Here is an 18,784-nt window from a genome sequence, read left to right on the forward strand (position 1 = left end):
CCAAGACGGTTGCGGAGGGGCTCTACTGGATACAGAAGGACTTCCACCTAGCAACCTCCAGAGACGAAGGAGTCATCATGGCACCCGCCGATTTCACCACCGGAGCTCGTCCGGTCAAGGCCGCCCGCGGCACCGAGCTCACCGCCAAGAGCTGGCAGACCGAAGCGCCGCTGCGCATGTTGATGAACAACCTGGACCCGGAGGTCGCCGAACGCCCGGATGACCTGGTCGTGTACGGCGGCACGGGCCGCGCGGTCCGCTCCTGGGCCGCGTTCGACGCGATCACCCGCACCCTGGAAACCATGGAAAAGGACGAAACTCTCCTGGTCCAGTCCGGCAAGCCCGTCGGCGTCTTCCGCACCCACGAATGGGCACCCCGCGTTTTGCTGGCCAACTCCAACCTCGTGGGCGACTGGGCAACGTGGCCCGAGTTCCGCCGCCTCGAGGCCGAGGGCCTGATGATGTACGGGCAGATGACCGCCGGTTCCTGGATCTACATCGGCACCCAGGGCATCCTGCAGGGCACGTACGAGACCTTTGCCGCCGTCGGGAACAAGCTTGCTGCCGAGGGACGCCACCCGTCCCCCGCCGCGGAAGGCTCCACTGAGGGACCGCTCGCCGGGACCTTGACCCTGACCGGTGGTTGCGGTGGCATGGGCGGGGCCCAGCCGTTGGCCGTGACCCTGAACGACGGCGCCTGCCTGATCGTGGACGTCGACGAGACCCGCCTGCGCCGCCGCGCTGGCAAGCGCTACCTGGACGAGGTCGAAACCGACCTGGACGCCGCGATCGCCAAGGTGGTCAAGGCCAAGGAAGAGCGCCGCGGCTGGTCCGTGGGCTACGTCGGCAACGCCGCCGAGGTCTTCCCGGAACTGCTGGCCCGCCACAAGGCAGGCGAGCTGACCATCGACGTCGTCACCGACCAGACGTCCGCCCACGACCCGCTGTCCTACCTGCCCGAAGGCATTTCCGTGGCCGAATGGCACACCGAGGCCGAGGCCGACCCGGAAGGGTTCACCAAGAAGGCCCAGGCCTCCATGGCCAAGCATGTCCAGGCCATGGTGGAATTCCAGGACGCCGGTGCCGAGGTCTTCGACTACGGCAACTCGATCCGCGACGAGGCCCGCAAGGGCGGCTACGACCGGGCGTTCGAGTTCCCCGGCTTCGTGCCGGCTTACATCCGTCCGCTGTTCTGCGAGGGCCTGGGCCCGTTCCGCTGGGTCGCGCTCTCCGGTGACCCCGAAGACATCGCCGTCACCGACAAAGCGATCAAGGAACTCTTCCCCGAGAACACCCACCTGCACAAGTGGCTCGACGCCGCCGCCGAGCGCGTCGAATTCGAAGGCCTGCCGGCCCGCATCTGCTGGCTCGGCTACGGCGAACGCGCCAAGGCCGGCCTGCTGTTCAACCAGCTCGTGAAGGAAGGCAAGGTCAAGGCCCCCATCGTGATCGGCCGCGACCACCTGGACTCCGGCTCCGTCGCCTCCCCGTACCGGGAAACCGAGTCCATGGCCGATGGCTCTGACGCGATTGCCGACTGGCCCTTGCTGAACGCGCTGATCAACACCTCCTCCGGCGCCACCTGGGTCTCCATCCACCACGGCGGCGGCGTGGGCATCGGCCGGTCCCTGCACGCAGGCCAGGTTTCCGTCGCCGACGGCACCGACCTCGCCGCCGAGAAGCTCGAACGCCTCCTCACCAACGACCCCGGCATGGGCGTCATCCGCCACGTCGACGCCGGCTACGAGCGCGCCGTCGAAGTCGCCCACGAACGCGGCGTCCGCATCCCGATGACGGAAACCAACTAAACAGACCGACAACCCCAACTAGCTCGCATTAGATGTCGTTATGGGACCCCAAAACGACATCAACTGCGAGCTAGTTGGGAAGAACGAGGAAAAATGACACTCACAACACACGAACCGCTGACCGTCACCCTCGGCTCCAGCGGAGTCACGCCGGAAGACGTCGTCGCCGTCGCACGCTACGACGCCAAGGTGACCATCTCCCAGGAAGCCCTGGACACGGTTGCCAAGGTCCGCGCCCACATCGATGGCCTCGCCCACAGCGAAGTTCCGGCGTACGGCGTCTCCACGGGCTTCGGTGCCCTGGCCAACCGCCACATCCCCAACGAACTCCGCACCCAGTTGCAGAAGTCGCTCATCCGCAGCCACGCCGCCGGCATGGGCCCGGCAGTGGAGCGCGAAGTGGTCCGCGGCATCATGTTCCTGCGCGCCAAGACCCTGGCCTCGGGCCGCACGGGCGTTCGTCCCGTGGTCCTGCAGACCATGGTGGACGTCCTCAACGCCGGCATCACCCCCGTGGTCCGTGAATTCGGCTCCCTGGGTTGCTCCGGCGACCTCGCCCCGCTGTCCCACTGCGCCCTGGTCCTGATGGGCGAAGGCGAAGCCACCGGGCCCGACGGCGAGCTCTACGGCGCCGCCGGAAAGAAGCCGGTTGCCGAGCTCCTCGCCGCGCACGGCATCGAGCCGGTCGTCCTCGCGGAAAAGGAAGGCCTGGCGCTGGTCAACGGCACTGAGGGTATGCTCGGCATGCTCCTGATGGCCATTGCCGACCTGCACCTGCTGCTCACGACGGCGGACATCACCGCCGCGCTGAGCGTCGAGGCGCTGCTCGGCACGGACCAGGTGTTCCTGCCGGAGCTGCACGCGGCCCTGCGGCCCCACCCGGGCCAGGCTGCAAGCGCGGACAACATGCTGCGCGTGCTTTCCAACTCGCCGATCGTTGCTTCGCACCGCGTCAACGACACCAAGGTCCAGGACGCGTACTCGCTCCGCTGCGCACCCCAGGTGGCCGGCGCGGTCCGCGACACCGTGACGCACGCTGAACTCGTGGCCTCCCGTGAGCTGGCTGCAGCCATCGACAACCCCGTGGTGCTCCCGGACGGCCGCGTGTCCTCCAACGGCAACTTCCACGGCGCTCCCGTGGCCTACGTCCTGGACTTCCTCGCCATTGCCGTGGCGGACCTGTCCTCCATCGCCGAGCGCCGCACGGACCGCATGCTGGACCCGGCCCGCTCGCACGGCCTCCCGGCATTCCTTGCCGACGATCCCGGAGTGGACTCGGGCCTGATGATCGCCCAGTACACCCAGGCCGGTTTGGTCTCGGACAACAAGCGCCTTGCCGTCCCGGCATCGGTGGACTCCATCCCGAGCTCCGCCATGCAGGAAGACCACGTCTCCATGGGTTGGCACGCTGCCCGCAAGCTCCGCAAGGCCATCGAGAACCTGCGCCGTGTCCTGGCCGTGGAACTCGTGACGAGCACCCGTGCCCTCGACATCCGCACCAAACTGTCCGGTGGCGAACTCACTCCGGGGCCTGCTGGCACCGCCGTGATCGAGGTGCTGCGCGGCGTCGTCGACGGTCCCGGAACTGACCGTTTCCTCTCACCTGAGCTGGAAGCGGCGGACCGTCTTGTGGGCGCTGGCGAGGTGCGGGCGGCCGCCGAATCCGCCGTCGGAATTCTCGCCTGACGCCGAACAAAATACTGTTCGAGTGAACAATAGGAAGCGCCCCGGAAATGTTTGGCATTTCGTTCCCCGGGGCGCTTTCTGTGTAGTAGAACTTATGGGGTACGGCATGTCCACGCCGACGATGCCGTGGGCCTGCCGGGGAATATCCGTTCACAACTGAAATAACGAACATCCACAAAGGGGTAGAAGTTCAATGAAGGCACGCGGGACAGTCCTGTCCAGGCGAATCGCACAGTCCGCCGTCGTTTCCAACTGGGGAACGTTGAAGGTGGGGGAGCGGATCGAAGTCGTAAGGCACGCACATGTGGTCGCGGCAGGGGAGGTGCAGGAAGTCTCGGGCAGCGGCAACGTTGTATGGCTTGAACCCGCAGGACCTGGCGCCGACGAAGCCGCCAAACAGCTCTTCATGAAGTCCGACGGCGTGGAGCTGCGCCGGGTGTAGTGACCGTTTAGAAAACCGGGGCTTGTTTCCCATTCCGCGCCATCTTGGCGTGGTCTGGAAAACAAGCCCCGTTTTTGTTGTCTGTACCTATTCCTAGGCGACTTCCTAGGCGACTTCCTAGGCGGCGAGGACCTCGCGGGTCTGGCCGAACGGCACGGACTCGTCCAGGGCCACCGTGTAGCTTCCGGGCTCGTGGCGGGTCACCAGGATCCCGCAAAGGCCGTTGTCGGCTGCGGCTTCGATGAGCGTGCCGACGGCACGATCCAGTCCGGCGTGGACTTCCTCGACGGACGCAAAGGACAAGTGGATCTCGTTGCGTTCTATTGTTGCGGTGTTCATTGGGGGGCTCCTTCTGCAGGGTGCCGCAGGGGGGAGCGGCAATTCCTGCATAAAAAGATAGCAAAGTGTCATGGGATGTCTGTCATTCTGGGATCTGGATCACCGGCGGACCATTGCGCGCAAGAGCTTCACGGCCACGGAAAGTGCCGCGATATCCACCGGACCGGGCTTGATGGCTTCCTTGATGGTGTCCTGGACGCGGGCAAGTTGTTCGATGTTTCCGCGCTCCCAATCCATGATCCTCTCCACCGGGTCGGCGGTCGCCCCGGAGGAGCGGGACGTGTGCCGGACCACGGCCTTGGTCATGTCGGCAAGGACCAGGTACATGTCGTCGCGGAGGGCTGCACGCGCCAAGGCCTCCCAGTGGGTGTCCCGCGGCAACAGCGTGATGTGTTCCAGCAGGGGGATGGCCGAGATCCGTTCGAACACGGCGAAGTACACCTCGGCCACGTCTTCAACGGGCTCCTGCAGTTCCTCGGCAATCGCGGAAATGTCCAAGAGGCCGTAGCTGACCAGGAGTTCGGAGGCTCGAAGTCCCAATTCGTGTGGCAGGCCCACCGAATCGGAGTGGGCGAGGCGCATCAAAGAGTGTTGCAGGTTGATCCCGTGCAGGAATCGGGTGAAGTTCGCCCGCATCAATGACATCGGCCGTTCGAGCCGGGCAAAGGCGTCGGCAATGGGCTTGTCCCGGAAATCGTGGGTGACGTACCAACGGGTGGACCGGTCGAGGAGGCGGCGCATGTCCAGTGCCACGGCGCATCCGTGTTCGCGCGGGATGCTTGCCGGCACTTGGGCCAGGGCCTCAGTGACCGAATCGAAATCCCAAATTCGGCGCATGACCACGAATCCACGCGCCACCGCGGCCGCCGAAACCGTGGTTTCCTCCATGGCGCGGAACGCGAACGCTATGCCACCGAGATTGATCATGTCGTTGGCCACCACCGTGGCTACGATTTGGCGGCGCAAGGGATGCGTGGAGAGGTCATCGCCGAACCGTTCCGAAAGCTGGCGGGGGAAATACTCGCGCAGCGTTTGCGAGAACCATGGATCGTCCGCGAGCCCGCCTTCAGTCAGTTCGCGGGCGAGCTCGATCTTGGCGTAGGCCGCCAGCACAGCTAGTTCGGGCGAGGTCAGTCCAACTCCGGTCCCTACGCGGGCGTGGATATCCTCGGTAGTCGGCAGGCATTCGAGCTGCCGGTCCAGGTCCGTGGCCGAGTCGAGCCAGTCCATGGTCCGTTCGAAGCTCGGGCTCCACTCAAGGACCAGTTGCTTGTCATTGAGGAGGAGGACGTTTTGGTCAACGTTGGTTTTCAGCACGAGCCGCCCCACTTCGTCCTGGAGGGAGTGCAGGAACTTCGTTCTTTCGTTCGGGGACATCTTGCCCGCGGCGATCATCCGGTCCAGGAAGATCTTGATGTTCACCTCGTGGTCCGAGCAGTCCACGCCGGCGGAGTTGTCGATGGCATCGGTGTTCACGAGGATTCCGGCCAGAGCAGCCTCGATCCTGCCGTGTTGGGTGATGCCGAGATTGCCACCCTCAGCGATGATCCGGGTGCGCAGTTGGGCGGCGTCGACCCGGATGGCATCGTTTGACTTGTCTCCGACGTCGGCAAGCGTCTCGGTGGAGGCCTTGATGTAGGTGCCGATTCCGCCGTTGTACAGCAGGTCGACGGGGGCCATGAGGACGGCCCTGAGCAGCTCAGGCGGGCTCATCGCCGTCGTGCCCTCATCCAATCCCAAGGCGAGGCGGACAGGTTCGGTGATGCTGATTGACTTCTCGAGCCGGGAGAACACTCCTCCGCCGGGGCTGAGCTTCGCGGGGTTGTAGTCGGCCCAGGACGAGCGGGGGAGCTTGAAGAGCCGCTTCCGCTCGGCGAAGGAAGTGGCTGGGTCCGGGGTGGGATCCAGGAAGATATGCCGGTGATCAAAGGCCGCCACGAGCTTGATGTGGTTCGAGAGCAGCATGCCGTTGCCGAACACGTCGCCGCTCATGTCGCCAATGCCCACCACCGTGAAATCCTCGGTCCGGGAATCGATGAGCAATTCGCTGAAATGGTGCATCACGGACTCCCAGGCGCCGCGGGCCGTGATGCCCATCTGCTTGTGGTCATAGCCCACTGAACCGCCGGACGCGAACGCATCGCCCAGCCAGAATCCGTACTCTGCGGCCAGGGTGTTGGCGATGTCGGAGAACGTGGCCGTGCCTTTGTCCGCGGCCACCACGAGGTAGTAGTCGTCGCCGTCGTGCCGTACGACGCGGGCCGGCGGAACAATGTGCTGCGGCGGGACAGCGCGGGCCGGCGGAACGACGCGACCGTTCGAGCCGCTACCGGGTTCGGCAACCAGGTTGTCCGTGATGTCCAGCAGTCCACGAATGAAGGTCCGGTAGCTTTCCTGGCCCTCGGCCAGCCAGGCCGCCCGGTCTTCGGCGGGGTCCGGGAGATGCTTGGGGTAGAAACCGCCCTTGGCTCCGGTGGGAACGATGACGGCGTTTTTGACCGTCTGCGCTTTCACGAGCCCCAGGACCTCCGTGCGGAAGTCCTCACGGCGGTCGGACCAGCGCAAGCCGCCGCGGGCAATGGCGCCGAACCGCAAGTGGACGCCTTCCACCCGCGGCGAGTAGACCCAGATTTCGAACTGTGGCCGGGGCGCCGGTGCGGCAGGGATGGAGGAAGGGTTGAGCTTGAAACTCAAATACGGCTTGTCCAGGTAGAAGTTGGTGCGCAGGGTGGCCTCCACGAGGCTCGCCAGCGAACGTAACAGGCGGTCGGCGTCGAGGACCGGTACGGCGTCGATCGCTTCCGCCAGTTCCTTGCGGGCCGCGTTCGTGGCTCGTGTCCGCGAGCTGTACCTGCTGCGGTCCGTTTCGAACAGATCGCTTCCAGCCGCCATCTGCTCAGTCGACGTCGCCCCAGAAGGCACCGGCCCAGAAGGCGTCGGCGCGCGCAGTTCAGGATCGAACAGATCGGGTTCGAACCGGTCCGGATCGAACTTCGCCTCGAAGAGCGAAAGCAAAGCGTGGGTTGCACGCACATTCTCACGGAGGGTATCGGCAATGAACCCGTAGGAATTCGTGCTCCCCAGCTGTCGAAGGTACTTCGCATATGCGCGCAGGATGGCTGTCCGCCGCCAGTCGATTCCCTCCCGGATGACCAGGGCATCGAAGGCGTCGGACTCCGCATCTCCCCGCATCGCGGCACAGAACGAGCCGGCCAGGAGCTCGCCGGTTCCCACGGGATCAACACCGCGTGGATAGACGAGCCCGAGGTCGTAAAGGAAGAAGGACCGCCCGTCGGCACGCTGCACATCGAAGGGCCGCTGGTCCAGGACGCGCAAGCCCAGGTTGTGGAAGAACGGCAGAATCTGGCTCAGGCTCTGCGGGCGGGTCAAATAGAGCCGAATCCGCGCATCCTCGGCGAGGACGGCAGTTCCCGGGCGCCTGTAGACGGTCAGCAACGGGTCTGCGGCGTCGCCGTCTGCCGTGTCTCCATCCCGGGGCGCGAAACTCTCGAACCGGACGATGTCCTGAACCGCGTCTTCCACCTCGTAGTCCGCTTTGTAGCTGGCCGGAAAGGCGGCGGCCCATTGGAGGGACAGCCGGGCGGCCTCGTCCGCGGGGAACCTAGCCCGCAGGGCTTCGTCCAGGCCTTCGGCCCAGGACCTTGTCGCGGCGATGATCCGCTGCTCCAGTACCCCAGGGTCGACGACGGCGGGCGCCTCCTCGGGTGGCAACAGAACCCGGAAGAACACCCGGGCCATGGCGGATTCGCCCAGGCGAAGCTCGAACTCGATGGCCTCGGAGCCGAAGGCCTCGCGAAGTTCGCGTTCAATGTTGAGCCGGACTGCGGTGCTGAAGCGTTGCCGCGGCAGGAAGACCAGTGCCGTCATGAAACGGTTGTGTGAGTCTGGACGAAGGAACAACCGTGTGCTGTGCCGTTCTTGAAGACGCAGGATGTCCCGCGCGTGCTCGGCCAGCTGCCGCGCGTCGATATGGAAGAGTTCGTCGCGCGGATAGGCCTCCACCACCGCCAGGAGTTCCTTGCCTCGGTGTGATGCGGGCGGGTAGCCGAACGTCCGCATCACCTCGTCCACGGTGTCCCGGATGACGGGAATCTGGAGTGCCGGGCGGGACGCCGAGCTGGGAGCGAAAAGGCCAACGAAGGTGCGCTCGCCGATCTTGTCAGCCCCGGCCAGGCTGATTTCATCGAGGTAGGCCCGCCGGAGGACAGTCGAGCGGAGGGTGGACTTGGTGAGCGTGAGGACGTGTGCGGTGGGCGGCCTTGCGGACGGCTCGGCCTCGGACGGCTCGCCTTCGGACGCAGTGACCGCCACGTTCCGGAGCAGCCCGAGGCCCGTCCGGCCGCGGTAGCCGAGGAACACGAAATTCCCGTCGTCCAGCCAGCGCAGTAACTCCTGGACCTCCCGCGCTGCGGGGACGGCCTGCGAGAGCTCGTCCAAGCCCCTGATCTCGTTGGCAAGTTCCTGGTGGATGGCCGCCGCGTCTTCCGCGGCGGCCCGGACGTCGCCAAGGACGGTCTGCAGCCGTTCAACGAGGTGTTCGGCACTCGTTTCGTCTGGAAGCCGGGAAATCTCGACGGCGATCCAAGCCTCCGTGAGCGGCCAGCCGTCGTCGTGGTCCACAGGGGTGACCGGGGCGGAAGGCTCGATGCCGGACGGAAGGCCGGTCCGCAGGGGTCCGCGGCGGACATCGGTGAGGCGGTGGGTGGCTGGATCCCGGGTGACCGTAAAAGTGGGGTGGACCAGGAGCCGGATGGAGGCGTTGTCCCTGGCGATTTCCGCGGTGACCGACGGGACCAGGTAGGGCATGTCCTCGGTGACAATCGCTACGAGGCTGGCGTCGGCCTCGTTCAGGACGCCGATCACAGCTTGCCCGGGAGCCCGCCGTTCCGCCAATGAGCGGTGGTACCGCGCACGCTCCAGGAGTGTGTCCGTGGTGTAGTTGCGGACATCATCATCGGCCACGTGCTCGTAGTAGTCGGTCAGGAATCGGTCCGGGGCGCCGGGGGCAGTGCCTCCCAAGGCGTGGTCCGCGGGCTCGATCCTGGGTGACATGTCGCTGCGCCTCCGCCGCGCAAGGAGCGGCCGTGCTGTAGCGGTCGGCGAAGTCCTGCGCCTGATTTCATGATGGCTGGCGCGGGGCAGGCAGTAAAGGCTTGGGACGCGCCGCGAGATGGCACTTCGCGGCAGTCATGCTGTTGTGGAGCATTGCCGTGAAGTGCCATCTCGCGAGTGGTGAGGAATCGCCTAGCGCTTGACGGTGTCGAGCTTGAGCATTTTGGCAATGACACCGTCGAGCTCGGAGTCGTCGAAGATCTTCTTCCAGTCGTCCTTGATGATGGTGTCCTTGCCGTACTGGATGGCGATTTCGCAGGCCTCGGAGAAGGGGTTGGAGCCGCGCAGGGCGTTGGTCAGGGCGATCTGCACGTGGCCGAACAGCATGGCCTTGGCTGCCTCTTCCGGGACGCCGGCGGTGTGCACGGTCTCGTGCAGGGCTTCGTTGAGGAGTGTGCCGATCATGCAGGCCACGGTCTCCACGAGGGTGGGTTCCAGGATGGCGAGCTGCTTCACGGTGACCCAGTGGACGTCGATGACGGGGGCGTAGATGGTGCGGATGGTTGCTTCGGCTGCGTCGCGGGTCGCGGCGGGTGCGTCCTCGTCGATCGCCGCCACGACGTTCTGCGGGGCGCCCTGGCCGCCGAAGGTATCGGCCCATTCTTCCTTGGTGGTGCGCTCGAGGAACACGGACGGGTGGCACGGGTGCGCGACGGCCTGGACGACGTCGTCGCGCTTGGCCAGCAGTCCGGCGTAGGCGGCGGCCGGGTCCAGGGTGAGGAGGATCGAGCCGGGCTTCATCTGCGGGACGACGCCTTCGGAGACGACGCCGAGGACGGTATCCGGCACGGCGAGGATCACGACGTCGGCGCCCTTGACGGCGTCGTCGGTGGCGGTGATCTCGCGGCCCTCGGCGCGGACGCGGTCCTGGCCGGCGGGGGAGTTCTCGCTGTAGGTGACGGAGTGGTTGCTCTTCTGGAGGTTGGCGGAAACGCGCATCCCCATCTTGCCACCGGCTCCGACAACGGCGACGGTCAATTGTTCTGCTGACATTTCACTTGCTCCTTAGGAATTCGAGGCTTTGTTGGGTCCACTGGTTTTCGAGGCGGATGGTTTCCGTCTCGGTGTCCTGCCAGGGCAGCCAGTGTTCGACGATCTGGTTGATGTTTCTTTGCGTGGGCTGGATTTTTGCGGCCATGTAGTCGTAGTCCAGGAGGCCTTCGCCGAGCGGTGCGCCGGAGTACGTGAACCCGACCCACCCCTCCTTGCGGCTGAACGCAAAGTCTTTGATGTGCATGTTCAGGACGTAGGGCGCGACAGCGTCAATCACCTCGCGGGGCATCTCCAGCGCCGCGACGGTGTTGGCGGGGTCGCTGCAGATCCCGAGGTACGGGTTGTTGACCCGGCGGATCACGTCGACGATCCGTGCGGTAGGGACCTGTTCGTAGGTTTCGACGGCGATCCGCACGCCTGCCGCTTCGAAGGCCGGCAGGATCTCGGTGAAGATCGCGGTGGCTTCGTCGGCGTCGGGCGCGTGGCCGGGGACGTTGAACATGGTCCTTAGCAGTTTGGCATCAAGGACCACGGCGATGTGCAGGAACTTGTGCAGGTGTGCCGGGCGGATGCCCTTCGTGCCGACTTCCAGCGTGATGCCCAGGGTGTCCGCGGTGGTGCGGAGGGCGGCGAGTTCGTCGTCGGACATGTGCTCCAGGGGAGCGTAGTCGCAGATCTGGAACAGCTCCACGCCCATGCCTGCGGTGCGCGCCAGCGCGTCGTGGATGCTCAGCGGTTCGCTGACGGCGTCCGAGAGCTGCCAGAAGAAGGCGTAGCTGCTCAGGCCGATGGTTGAGCTCATACCGTCACTCCGTCCGCCGAGACTCCGGCGACAGCCGCGAGGCGAGTCGCAGCCTCGTCAAGGATGGTCTTGAGGGCTTTCGGGTCGTGCGCGAAGCGGCCCAGGAACAAGCCAGTGACGGACATGTCCAACTGGCTGATCAGTCCGGGGCCGGCGCTTCCGCCGTAGATGACCCTGCTCTCGGCCTGTCCCGGCTGGTTCCGGAGGTGTTCGTCCAGGCCGCGGACCACGGCGCTGATGTAGTCCGGCGTCGCTGGTTCCGGTGCGCCGATGGCCCATTGTGGTTCGTAGGCCACGATCGTCCGGCCTGCGGGACCGAGCGATTGCGCCCGCTTGAGGGCGGCGTCGATTTCGGCGGTGCAGTGGGCGATGGCTTCTTCCGGGGACCCGGCGTTCAGTTCGCCGACGCACAGAACCGGGGTGAGGCCGTTGCGGTAGGCTGCCGCGGTCTTGAGCCCGATGACCCGGTCGTCCTCGCCGAAGATCCGGCGGCGTTCGGCGTGGCCGACTTCGACGTAGCGTCCGCCGATCTCGGCCACCATCTTTCCGCTGACTTCGCCGGTGTACGCGCCTTCGTCTTCCCAGAAGATGTCCTGGGCCCCCGTGCCCACGCCGGCCGTTTCCAGAAGGCGGCCGGCTTCGGCCAGCACCGGGAAGGCCGGCAGGACGAACAACTCGACCTCGCCGCCTTGGACCGCGGGATGAGCGGCCGCGATGGACGCCACTTCCCGGCACCATTCAAGCGTGCGCTCGTAGCCGAAGTACATCTTCAGGCTGACGCCGATGATGGCCTTCGCATTCGTCCCGCCAGCGGCGGCTCTAGCAGGAAGTGACACCCTCGTAGTCCTTAATGAGCGTGACCTTCTCGGCGGAGGCAGAGGACTCGTCGAAGGTGTACGTGAGCCACTCCTTGGCAAGGCGGCGGGCCAGTTCCAGGCCAACGACACGCTGGCCGAAGGTGAGGACTTGGGCGTTGTTGCTCAGGACGGCCCGTTCCACGGAGAAGGAATCGTGGGCGGTGACGGCGCGGATGCCCGGGACCTTGTTGGCAGCGATGGCCACCCCCAGTCCGGTGCCGCACACCAGCAGGGCGCGGTCGGCCTTGCCCGCGGCGATCAGCTCGGCGGCGGCGATGGCAACGGACGGGTACGGGGTGTGGCTGATGGCATCCACTCCGACGTCGGTCACGGATTCGACCAGTTCACTGGCCTCGAGGTCGGCCTTCAGGGCTTCCTTGTACTCGAATCCGGCGTCGTCCGATCCGATGACCAGGCGCAGTTTGGTGCTCATGCTGTCTCCTTGATGGTATTTTCTACGAGCGTGTTGTGGATCGCCCGGACGATCAGGGCCATGGAGACGGCTCCGGCGTCTGGCGTTCCGAGGCTCTTCTCGGCGTGCGGGCGGGCGCGGCCCATGAGCGGCAGCAAGTTCGCGGTTGCTTCAGCGGACTCTTCGGCGATGATGGCCGCGGCGCCCCACGCGTTCTTGAGGGAGTCCCCGGCCTGGACGGCTTCGGTGAGCGTGTCGCTGAACGGCGCCAGGACATCCACCAAGGTCTTGTCGCCCACCTTGGCCTTGCCGAAGTCCATGATGGAACGCTTCGCTTCAGCCACACCCGCGGCAACCGCTGCTGCGGTCGGGCGGCTGCTGTCGCCGACGGACTGCCCGACGGCGCGCAGCGCCATGCCCCACAGCGCACCGGAGGTTCCGCCGGCCTTATCGGCCCAGGCATCACCGGCCAGGTTCAGGACCGTGCCCGCACCGGCGCCGCGTACGACGGCGTCTGCCGCGGCTTCCACGGCAGCGCGGACTCCGCGTTCCATGCCGATGCCGTGGTCGCCGTCTCCGGCGATGGCATCGATGCGGCCCAGTTCGGCCACGTTCGCGTCGATCACGGCCTTCGCTGCATCCAGGGCGGCGAGGACACGGACAGCCCCTTCGCGCGACTCAACCGTTGCGTCCGGGATCGCGGTTTCCTGCTCCGCGCCCTGCGTGAGTTCATCGGCGTCGAGCGCTTGGGCTGTGACGGCACCGCGGCGGAAGGCCGGGGCGTCGGCCGGAGCGAGCCACAGCTGTTCGAGTTCTTCGTCCAGCCAGAAGAGGGTCAGGGAGGTGCCTGCCATGTCGAAGCTGGTCACCAGCTCGCCCACCTGGGGATCCACAGCCTCAAGCCCTGCTTCCGCGAGGAGCTGCGCCACGCGGCGGTAGAGCACGAACAGTTCTTCGTACTTCACGCTGCCCAGACCGTTGAGGATGGGGACGACGCGGGCACCGCTGATCTCGATGCCTTCGGGAACCTCGGCCAGGAGCTTGGCGACCATGAGCTCGGCGAGCTCATCCGCCGTCGGGATGTCTGTTTCGCCGATGCCCGGTTCGCCGTGGATTCCCATGCCGACGGCCATCCGGCCCTCGGGGACGGTGAAGAGCGGCTGCTCGGCGCCGGGCAGCGTGCATCCGGTGAAGGCGACGCCGAAGGAGCGGGTGTGGTGGTTGGCGCGTTCGGCGATCTGTACGACGTCGTGCATGGTGTAGCCGGCTTCGGATGCGGCGGCCGCGACCTTGAAGACGGTCAGGTCCCCGGCGATACCGCGGCGCTTGGCGCGTTCCGACGGCGGAGCGGAGGAGATATCGTCCGTCACGGCGATGCTGCGGCAGTCGATTCCCTCCTTGCGAAGGCGTTCCTGCGCCTGGGTGAAGTGCAGGACATCGCCGGCGTAGTTGCCGTAGCCCAGGAGCACACCGCTGCCATTGTCCGACGCCTTGGCCACGTTGTAGACCTGCTGCGCGGACGGCGAGGCGAAGAGGTTGCCCATCGCCGCGCCGTGCGCCAGGCCCTGGCCGACGAGCCCCCCGAAAGCGGGGTAGTGGCCCGAGACGCCGCCGATCACCAGCGCTACCGTGCCGGGAGTGCTCCGGATGCTGCGGGCGACGCCGCCGGAGACACGCCGTACCCAGCGGCCGTGCGATGCGACGAAACCTTCGATCATTTCGTCAGCGAAGGCTGCGGGTTCATTGAACAAGCGGGTCATGCGGAACTCCTGGACCTGTCGGTGGAAATCATGTGTGGGGCTGGTGATTGCTAGGGGCGACCCAACTGACTGGCAGTTGTTGTCGTTTTCAGCGCTCAAAACGACAACAACTGCGAGTTAGTTGGGAATTAGGGCTCTGCGTGCTGGCTGGCTCGTGCGGGGTCAAGGGCTTCGGCGGGGACGGCTTCGCTGGCTTTTCCCCGACGGCTGAGGACAACCATGAGGATCGAGGACAGGAGCATGAACCCACCCACCACGAACATCGGCACCGCGTAGCTTCCGGTCCAGTCCTTGAGCCAGCCTGTGATGTAGCCAGCGCTGAAGCCGGCCAAGTTGCCTACCGTGTTGATCAGCGCGATGCCTGCTGCGGCCGCGGCGCCCGTGAGGAACTGGGTGGGCACCGTCCAGAAGTTCGGCAGTGCCGCGAAAATGGACATGGCGGTGATCGTGATGACGGCGATCGTAGCGGCCGGGGAGCCAGCGAACAGCGCCAACGGGATGCTGACGGCGCCGGTCAAAGCGGGCAGGGCGATGTGCCACGTCTTGACGCCGCGCTTGGTGGCGTCCCTGGACCAGAAGTACAGCGCGACGGCGGCCGGCAGGTATGGGATGGCCGTGATGAGGCCTTGCTGGAAGACGTCGAACTTCGTGCCGAACTGGGTCTCGAAACCCTTGATGATGGTCGGCAGGAAGAAGCCGAGCGCGTACAGGCCGTAGATGAAGCCGAAGTAGATCAGGGAGAGCATCCAGACGCGGCCGTTGCCGAACACTGTGCGGACGCTGACGTGCTTGTTGCTGGCGGAGGTCGCTGCCTTTTCCTTTTCGAGAGCGCCGGTCAGCCAGGTCTTTTCCTCGGACGTCAGCCACTTGGCCTTGGCGGGGGAGTCGGCAAGGTAGAACCAGGAGATGACGCCGATGGCGATCGCCGGAATGGCAACGCCGAAGAACATGAAGCGCCAGCCTTCGAGGCCGAAGAACACGCCGTGCTGCTGGATCAACGCACCGGCCAGCGGAGCGCCGATCACCGTGGTCAGTGGCTGTGCCAAGTAAAAGAGCGCCAGGATCTTGCTGCGGTGTTTTGCGGGGACCCAGAGGCTCAGGAAAAGAATGGCGCCGGGGAAGAATCCGGCCTCGGCCACACCCAGGATGAAGCGCAGGATGTAGAGCTGGTCCACGTTGCCCACCCAGGTGAACACGAGGGACACGATGCCCCAGCTGACCATGATGCGGGCGAGCCAGCGGCGTGCACCGAACTTATGGAGGGCCAGGTTGCTGGGGACCTCCAGCAGGATGTAGCCGATGAAGAAGACTCCGGAGGCGAAGCCGAACTGTGCAGCGGAGAGCGCCAGGTCAGTGTTCATGCCGTTGGGGCCGGCGAATGAAATAGCCGTCCGGTCCAGGTAATTGATGAAGAACATCAAGGCGACGAACGGCACCAGCCGGATCGCGACCTTCTTGATGGCCGATCTTTCGACCACCGATTGTGTGGTGTCCACATTGACTCCTAGAGGTTGCCGGAGCGCGTTGTCCTTCCGTGGACCAGGCGGCTCGGGTTTTCTTAGTGCCGATCCGTGGACTGCGATGCCTCAGGACCGAGCTAAGCGTGTGATAAAAACCATACGCCCCTGAAAGCAAATTGGTCAACCGGTTGACTGATCCTAATTTTCGATCGCACCCACGGGCAGTCGATGGGGCGCGCCTGGGTGGCGGCGGAAATTGGTCATCCGGTTGCTACGCTGTGAAGATGTCAGCGAATTCCGCCGCAGCAGCGGCCCACATGACGGCAGCCCTTGCCCCCATGGAACACGGCTCCGTCGTCTCCGAGGTTGCCGAGAGGCTGCTCGCGTACTTCACCAGCGGCGACATCGCGGCCGGGACGCGCCTCCCGGCGGAGCGGCAGCTGGCGGCTTCGCTCGGCGTCGGGCGTTCGGCGGTTCGCGAGGCGTTGGCCGCGCTGGAGATCCTCGGCATTGTCATCGTCCGCCCAGGGTCCGGAACATACTTGCGCGACGGCGCCTCCGAGTTGCTGCCCCGGACCCTCAGTTGGGGCCTCATGCTGGGCGAGCCGCGCACGCGCGAACTCGTCGAGCTCCGGAGCGGCTTGGAGGTCCAGGCGGTTCAGTTGGCCGCGGCCCGCATTAGCGACGAGGCTTTGGAGCGCATGCGAGCCAATCTTGATTCGATGGAGGCCGGGCTGGATAGCCTCGCGGTCTTCGTCGAGGCCGATGCCGCATTCCATAAGGAAATCGCTTCCGCTTCCGGGAATCAGGTCCTGCAGGAACTCCTGCAGAGCATTAGGTCGCTCTTGCGAATCTGGGTGGACCGGGCGCTGACCGATGAAGGCCACGCCGCCGCCGCGCTCGCCGAGCATCGCGCGATCTTCAAGGCCCTCGAGTCCCGGGACGCCACCCTGGTGACGGAGGCCATGGTCTCGCACATGGGCACGGCGTCTCGCCGCCTGCTGGCAGGCTACGACGCAGCCCAATAGCGTCGGCGCCTGGCCGCTTTCGCCGGGCCGCACCTGAGACGTGGTGGCAGGATTCGAACCCGCGTGCGCTGCTTTGCAGGCAGCTCCCTGGCCTCTCGGGTACACCACGTGCATCGAGGTTAGGCAGGCTGCGGGGCGCGATCCAACAATGGTTTCGAAGCCTTTCGCCGGGTTTCGCGGCGTTGCTTCAGGTGACCTCCCGCTACGCGGACCACACCGCGCGCGTTCTCGAATATTGGTCAACCGGTTGACTCGTCGCATGGCGAGCATCACAATTGATTCCGATTATGCTTACTCCCGTCCTCGCTGCAAAGGCTTGTTGTGATCAATGACGAAAACCACGCCAGGCTGTTCGCCCCATCGGAAACGGTGGAATCGGCAGCTTGGCGGGCCGAGCTCCGCAACGATGAACTCTCGGACATCACGTTCAACGGCATACCAGTACTCCGGGCTATTCGCGCAGTGGTTCGCGACCAGGACTGGCGAACCCTCGTGCCCACTGTCGGCCGGGTCGCGCACCACGCCGACGGCGCCACTACGCTCCTGCTCGACGTCGACTTCGCCGGTTTTGGCTCCAGCTACACGGGCGAGCTCGCCATCCACTTCACGAAGGACAGCGTCAAAGTGACGTTCGACGGCGTCGCTCCCGCTGCCTTCCGCAGCAACAGGATCGGACTCGTAGTCCTGCACCGCCCCGACGACGCCGGCCGCGCGGTGACCATCGGCAGCCCAGGCGGCGCTGGCACGCCGTCGTTCTTCCCCATGGACATCAGCCCGCACCAACCCTTCTTGGACGTTTCTTCCATGGAATGGGAGTGCGACGGAACGCGATTCAGGCTCGACTTCCACGGCGACGTGTTCGAGACCGAGGACCAGCGGAACTGGACGGACGCCTCGTTCAAGACGTACAGCACGCCGCTTTCCAAGCCCTTCCCGGTGGGTGTTTCCGCCGGCGATCGCGTCCACCAGTCGGTGCTGCTGACGGCGACGCCTTTGACGACGGCGCCGACCCCACGGCAGCCGGAGCGCGTGCTGACAGTGCTCGACGGCGGCGCGGCCCGGGTGCCGGCGCTTTCGGTTTCGGCTACCTCGGCTTCGGCGACGGCATCCAAGATCCAATGTGAACCCATCCCCGGCCTGGACGCGCTGCTTCTGGAGCTGGCGCCCGGACCGGACACTGCGCGCAAGGTCCGGCGTGCCGCGGAAGAGGCCGCGGATCTGGACGTTCCGCTGGATGTGCGCCTGTCGGTCGATTCGCCGGATCGCATCGGGGAACTCCTCGAGCTCCTGCCGTTGGACAATGTGATGCGGCTCGCGGTGTTCGACGCCTTCAGCCATGTCACTGAGCCAGCGCTGTGGGCAGTACTCAAGAACGAGGCCAGGCAGCGCGGATTTACCGGCGCACTGCTTGCCGGCGCGCGGTCGCACTTCACGGAGCTGAACCGTAATGCGGACCGGCTCCCCTCGGACGCGGACGCTGTCACCTTCAGCATCACGCCGCAAATGCACGCCACCGAGGTGCCGCACGTCGTCGAAACCCTGCCCATGCAGCGGCTCGTCGCGCTCAATGCGCTCCGGATCGGCTCTGGACGGCCGTTGCATCTCGGGCCGGTGACCCTCAAAGCGCGGTTCAACGCCGTCGCCACCGAAGGCGACGACGCGGCAGCCGAGGCGATGGCCACCGACCCGCTGCAGCCCGAGACTTTCACGGCCGCCTGGCTGTTGGGCAGCATCGCGGCCCTCAGCGTTCCCGGCGTCGAATCCGTCAGCTATTTCGAGGCAACTGGACCGCGCGGTATCCGCGGAAGCGGCGGCCTCACGCCCGCGGGCGAGATGCTGGCCGCCGTCGCCGCCCTGCGGGGCTGCGAGGTTCTTGACGTGGCTGGCGAGGTGCCCGGCGTCGTGCTGTATCCCGTGCGCGACGGCGGCACGACGGTCCTGTTTGCCGCTAACCTCACTGCCAAACCGCTGAGCGTCGTCGTCCGGCTGCCGGGTGGCGACAGTACCAATCTTGGACTTGAGCCGTGGGCTGCTGTTGTCCGCGGCGTCGACTGAACTGAAAGA

General features: G+C 65.8%; 13 protein-coding genes and 1 tRNA gene. 5 read left to right on the forward strand and 9 right to left on the reverse strand.

Annotated elements, in window-relative coordinates; genetic code table 11:
• The first annotated feature begins 77 nt into the window (after positions 1–77).
• The 3 genes from NFJ07_RS10505 (at position 78) to NFJ07_RS10515 (ending at position 3,936) form a co-directional block, all read left to right on the forward strand.
• On the forward strand, positions 78–1,808 hold the full coding sequence (locus NFJ07_RS10505) for a urocanate hydratase (protein ID WP_269994169.1): 1,731 nt from the start codon (positions 78–80) through the stop codon (positions 1,806–1,808).
• A gap of 93 nt (positions 1,809–1,901) precedes the next feature.
• Positions 1,902–3,494 carry a histidine ammonia-lyase gene (hutH, locus tag NFJ07_RS10510; RefSeq protein WP_269994170.1) on the forward strand — a complete coding sequence of 531 codons (1,593 nt, stop codon included), beginning with the start codon at positions 1,902–1,904 and terminating at the stop codon, positions 3,492–3,494.
• 193 nt (positions 3,495–3,687) lie between these two features.
• Complete coding sequence (locus tag NFJ07_RS10515; RefSeq protein WP_059388455.1) at positions 3,688–3,936, forward strand: hypothetical protein; 249 nt, start codon at positions 3,688–3,690, stop codon at positions 3,934–3,936.
• Positions 3,937–4,053: 117 nt separating this feature from the next.
• Here NFJ07_RS10515 and NFJ07_RS10520 read toward each other — a convergent pair whose 3' ends face one another.
• From NFJ07_RS10520 to NFJ07_RS10555, 8 genes are all read right to left on the reverse strand, one after another.
• Positions 4,054–4,275 (reverse strand): hypothetical protein, encoded by a 222-nt coding sequence (locus NFJ07_RS10520; protein ID WP_269994171.1) that lies wholly within the window; start codon positions 4,273–4,275, stop codon positions 4,054–4,056.
• A 99-nt stretch (positions 4,276–4,374) separates the two neighbouring features.
• Positions 4,375–9,348, reverse strand: coding sequence for an NAD-glutamate dehydrogenase (locus tag NFJ07_RS10525; protein ID WP_269994173.1), 4,974 nt, complete (start codon positions 9,346–9,348; stop codon positions 4,375–4,377).
• Between the two features lie 192 nt (positions 9,349–9,540).
• Positions 9,541–10,401, reverse strand: coding sequence for a phosphogluconate dehydrogenase C-terminal domain-containing protein (locus NFJ07_RS10530; RefSeq protein ID WP_269994175.1), 861 nt, complete (start codon positions 10,399–10,401; stop codon positions 9,541–9,543).
• Between the two features lies 1 nt (position 10,402).
• The gene (locus tag NFJ07_RS10535; RefSeq protein ID WP_269994177.1) at positions 10,403–11,203 is read right to left on the reverse strand and encodes a sugar phosphate isomerase/epimerase family protein; all 801 of its coding nucleotides are present in this window, start codon (positions 11,201–11,203) and stop codon (positions 10,403–10,405) included.
• Entirely contained in the window at positions 11,200–12,039 is an 840-nt protein-coding gene (locus NFJ07_RS10540) for a triose-phosphate isomerase family protein (RefSeq protein ID WP_269994179.1), read from the reverse strand. Before NFJ07_RS10540 ends, NFJ07_RS10535 begins: the two co-directional genes overlap by 4 nt.
• Positions 12,023–12,493, reverse strand: a complete 471-nt coding sequence (locus tag NFJ07_RS10545; protein ID WP_269994180.1) for a ribose-5-phosphate isomerase — start codon at positions 12,491–12,493, stop codon at positions 12,023–12,025. The genes NFJ07_RS10540 and NFJ07_RS10545 overlap by 17 nt, the downstream gene beginning before the upstream one ends.
• On the reverse strand, positions 12,490–14,232 hold the full coding sequence (locus NFJ07_RS10550; protein WP_269994181.1) for a dihydroxyacetone kinase family protein: 1,743 nt from the start codon (positions 14,230–14,232) through the stop codon (positions 12,490–12,492). Before NFJ07_RS10550 ends, NFJ07_RS10545 begins: the two co-directional genes overlap by 4 nt.
• A gap of 128 nt (positions 14,233–14,360) precedes the next feature.
• Positions 14,361–15,728: an MFS transporter gene (locus tag NFJ07_RS10555; RefSeq protein ID WP_269994182.1), complete on the reverse strand. Its 1,368-nt coding sequence runs from the start codon at positions 15,726–15,728 to the stop codon at positions 14,361–14,363.
• Between the two features lie 248 nt (positions 15,729–15,976).
• Between NFJ07_RS10555 and NFJ07_RS10560 the strand changes: the two genes are divergently transcribed.
• Entirely contained in the window at positions 15,977–16,720 is a 744-nt protein-coding gene (locus NFJ07_RS10560) for a FadR/GntR family transcriptional regulator (protein ID WP_269994184.1), read from the forward strand.
• Positions 16,721–16,758: 38 nt separating this feature from the next.
• On the opposite strand, the gene NFJ07_RS10565 is transcribed toward NFJ07_RS10560, so the two are convergent.
• Positions 16,759–16,829 (reverse strand) — tRNA-Cys (locus NFJ07_RS10565).
• A 212-nt stretch (positions 16,830–17,041) separates the two neighbouring features.
• Here NFJ07_RS10565 and NFJ07_RS10570 point away from each other — a divergent pair.
• Positions 17,042–18,775, forward strand: a complete 1,734-nt coding sequence (locus NFJ07_RS10570; protein ID WP_269994186.1) for a hypothetical protein — start codon at positions 17,042–17,044, stop codon at positions 18,773–18,775.
• The last annotated feature ends 9 nt before the right edge of the window (positions 18,776–18,784 follow it).

The organism is Arthrobacter sp. B2a2-09 (assembly GCF_027587375.1).
In the GTDB taxonomy this organism is placed as follows: Bacteria; Actinomycetota; Actinomycetes; order Actinomycetales; family Micrococcaceae; genus Arthrobacter.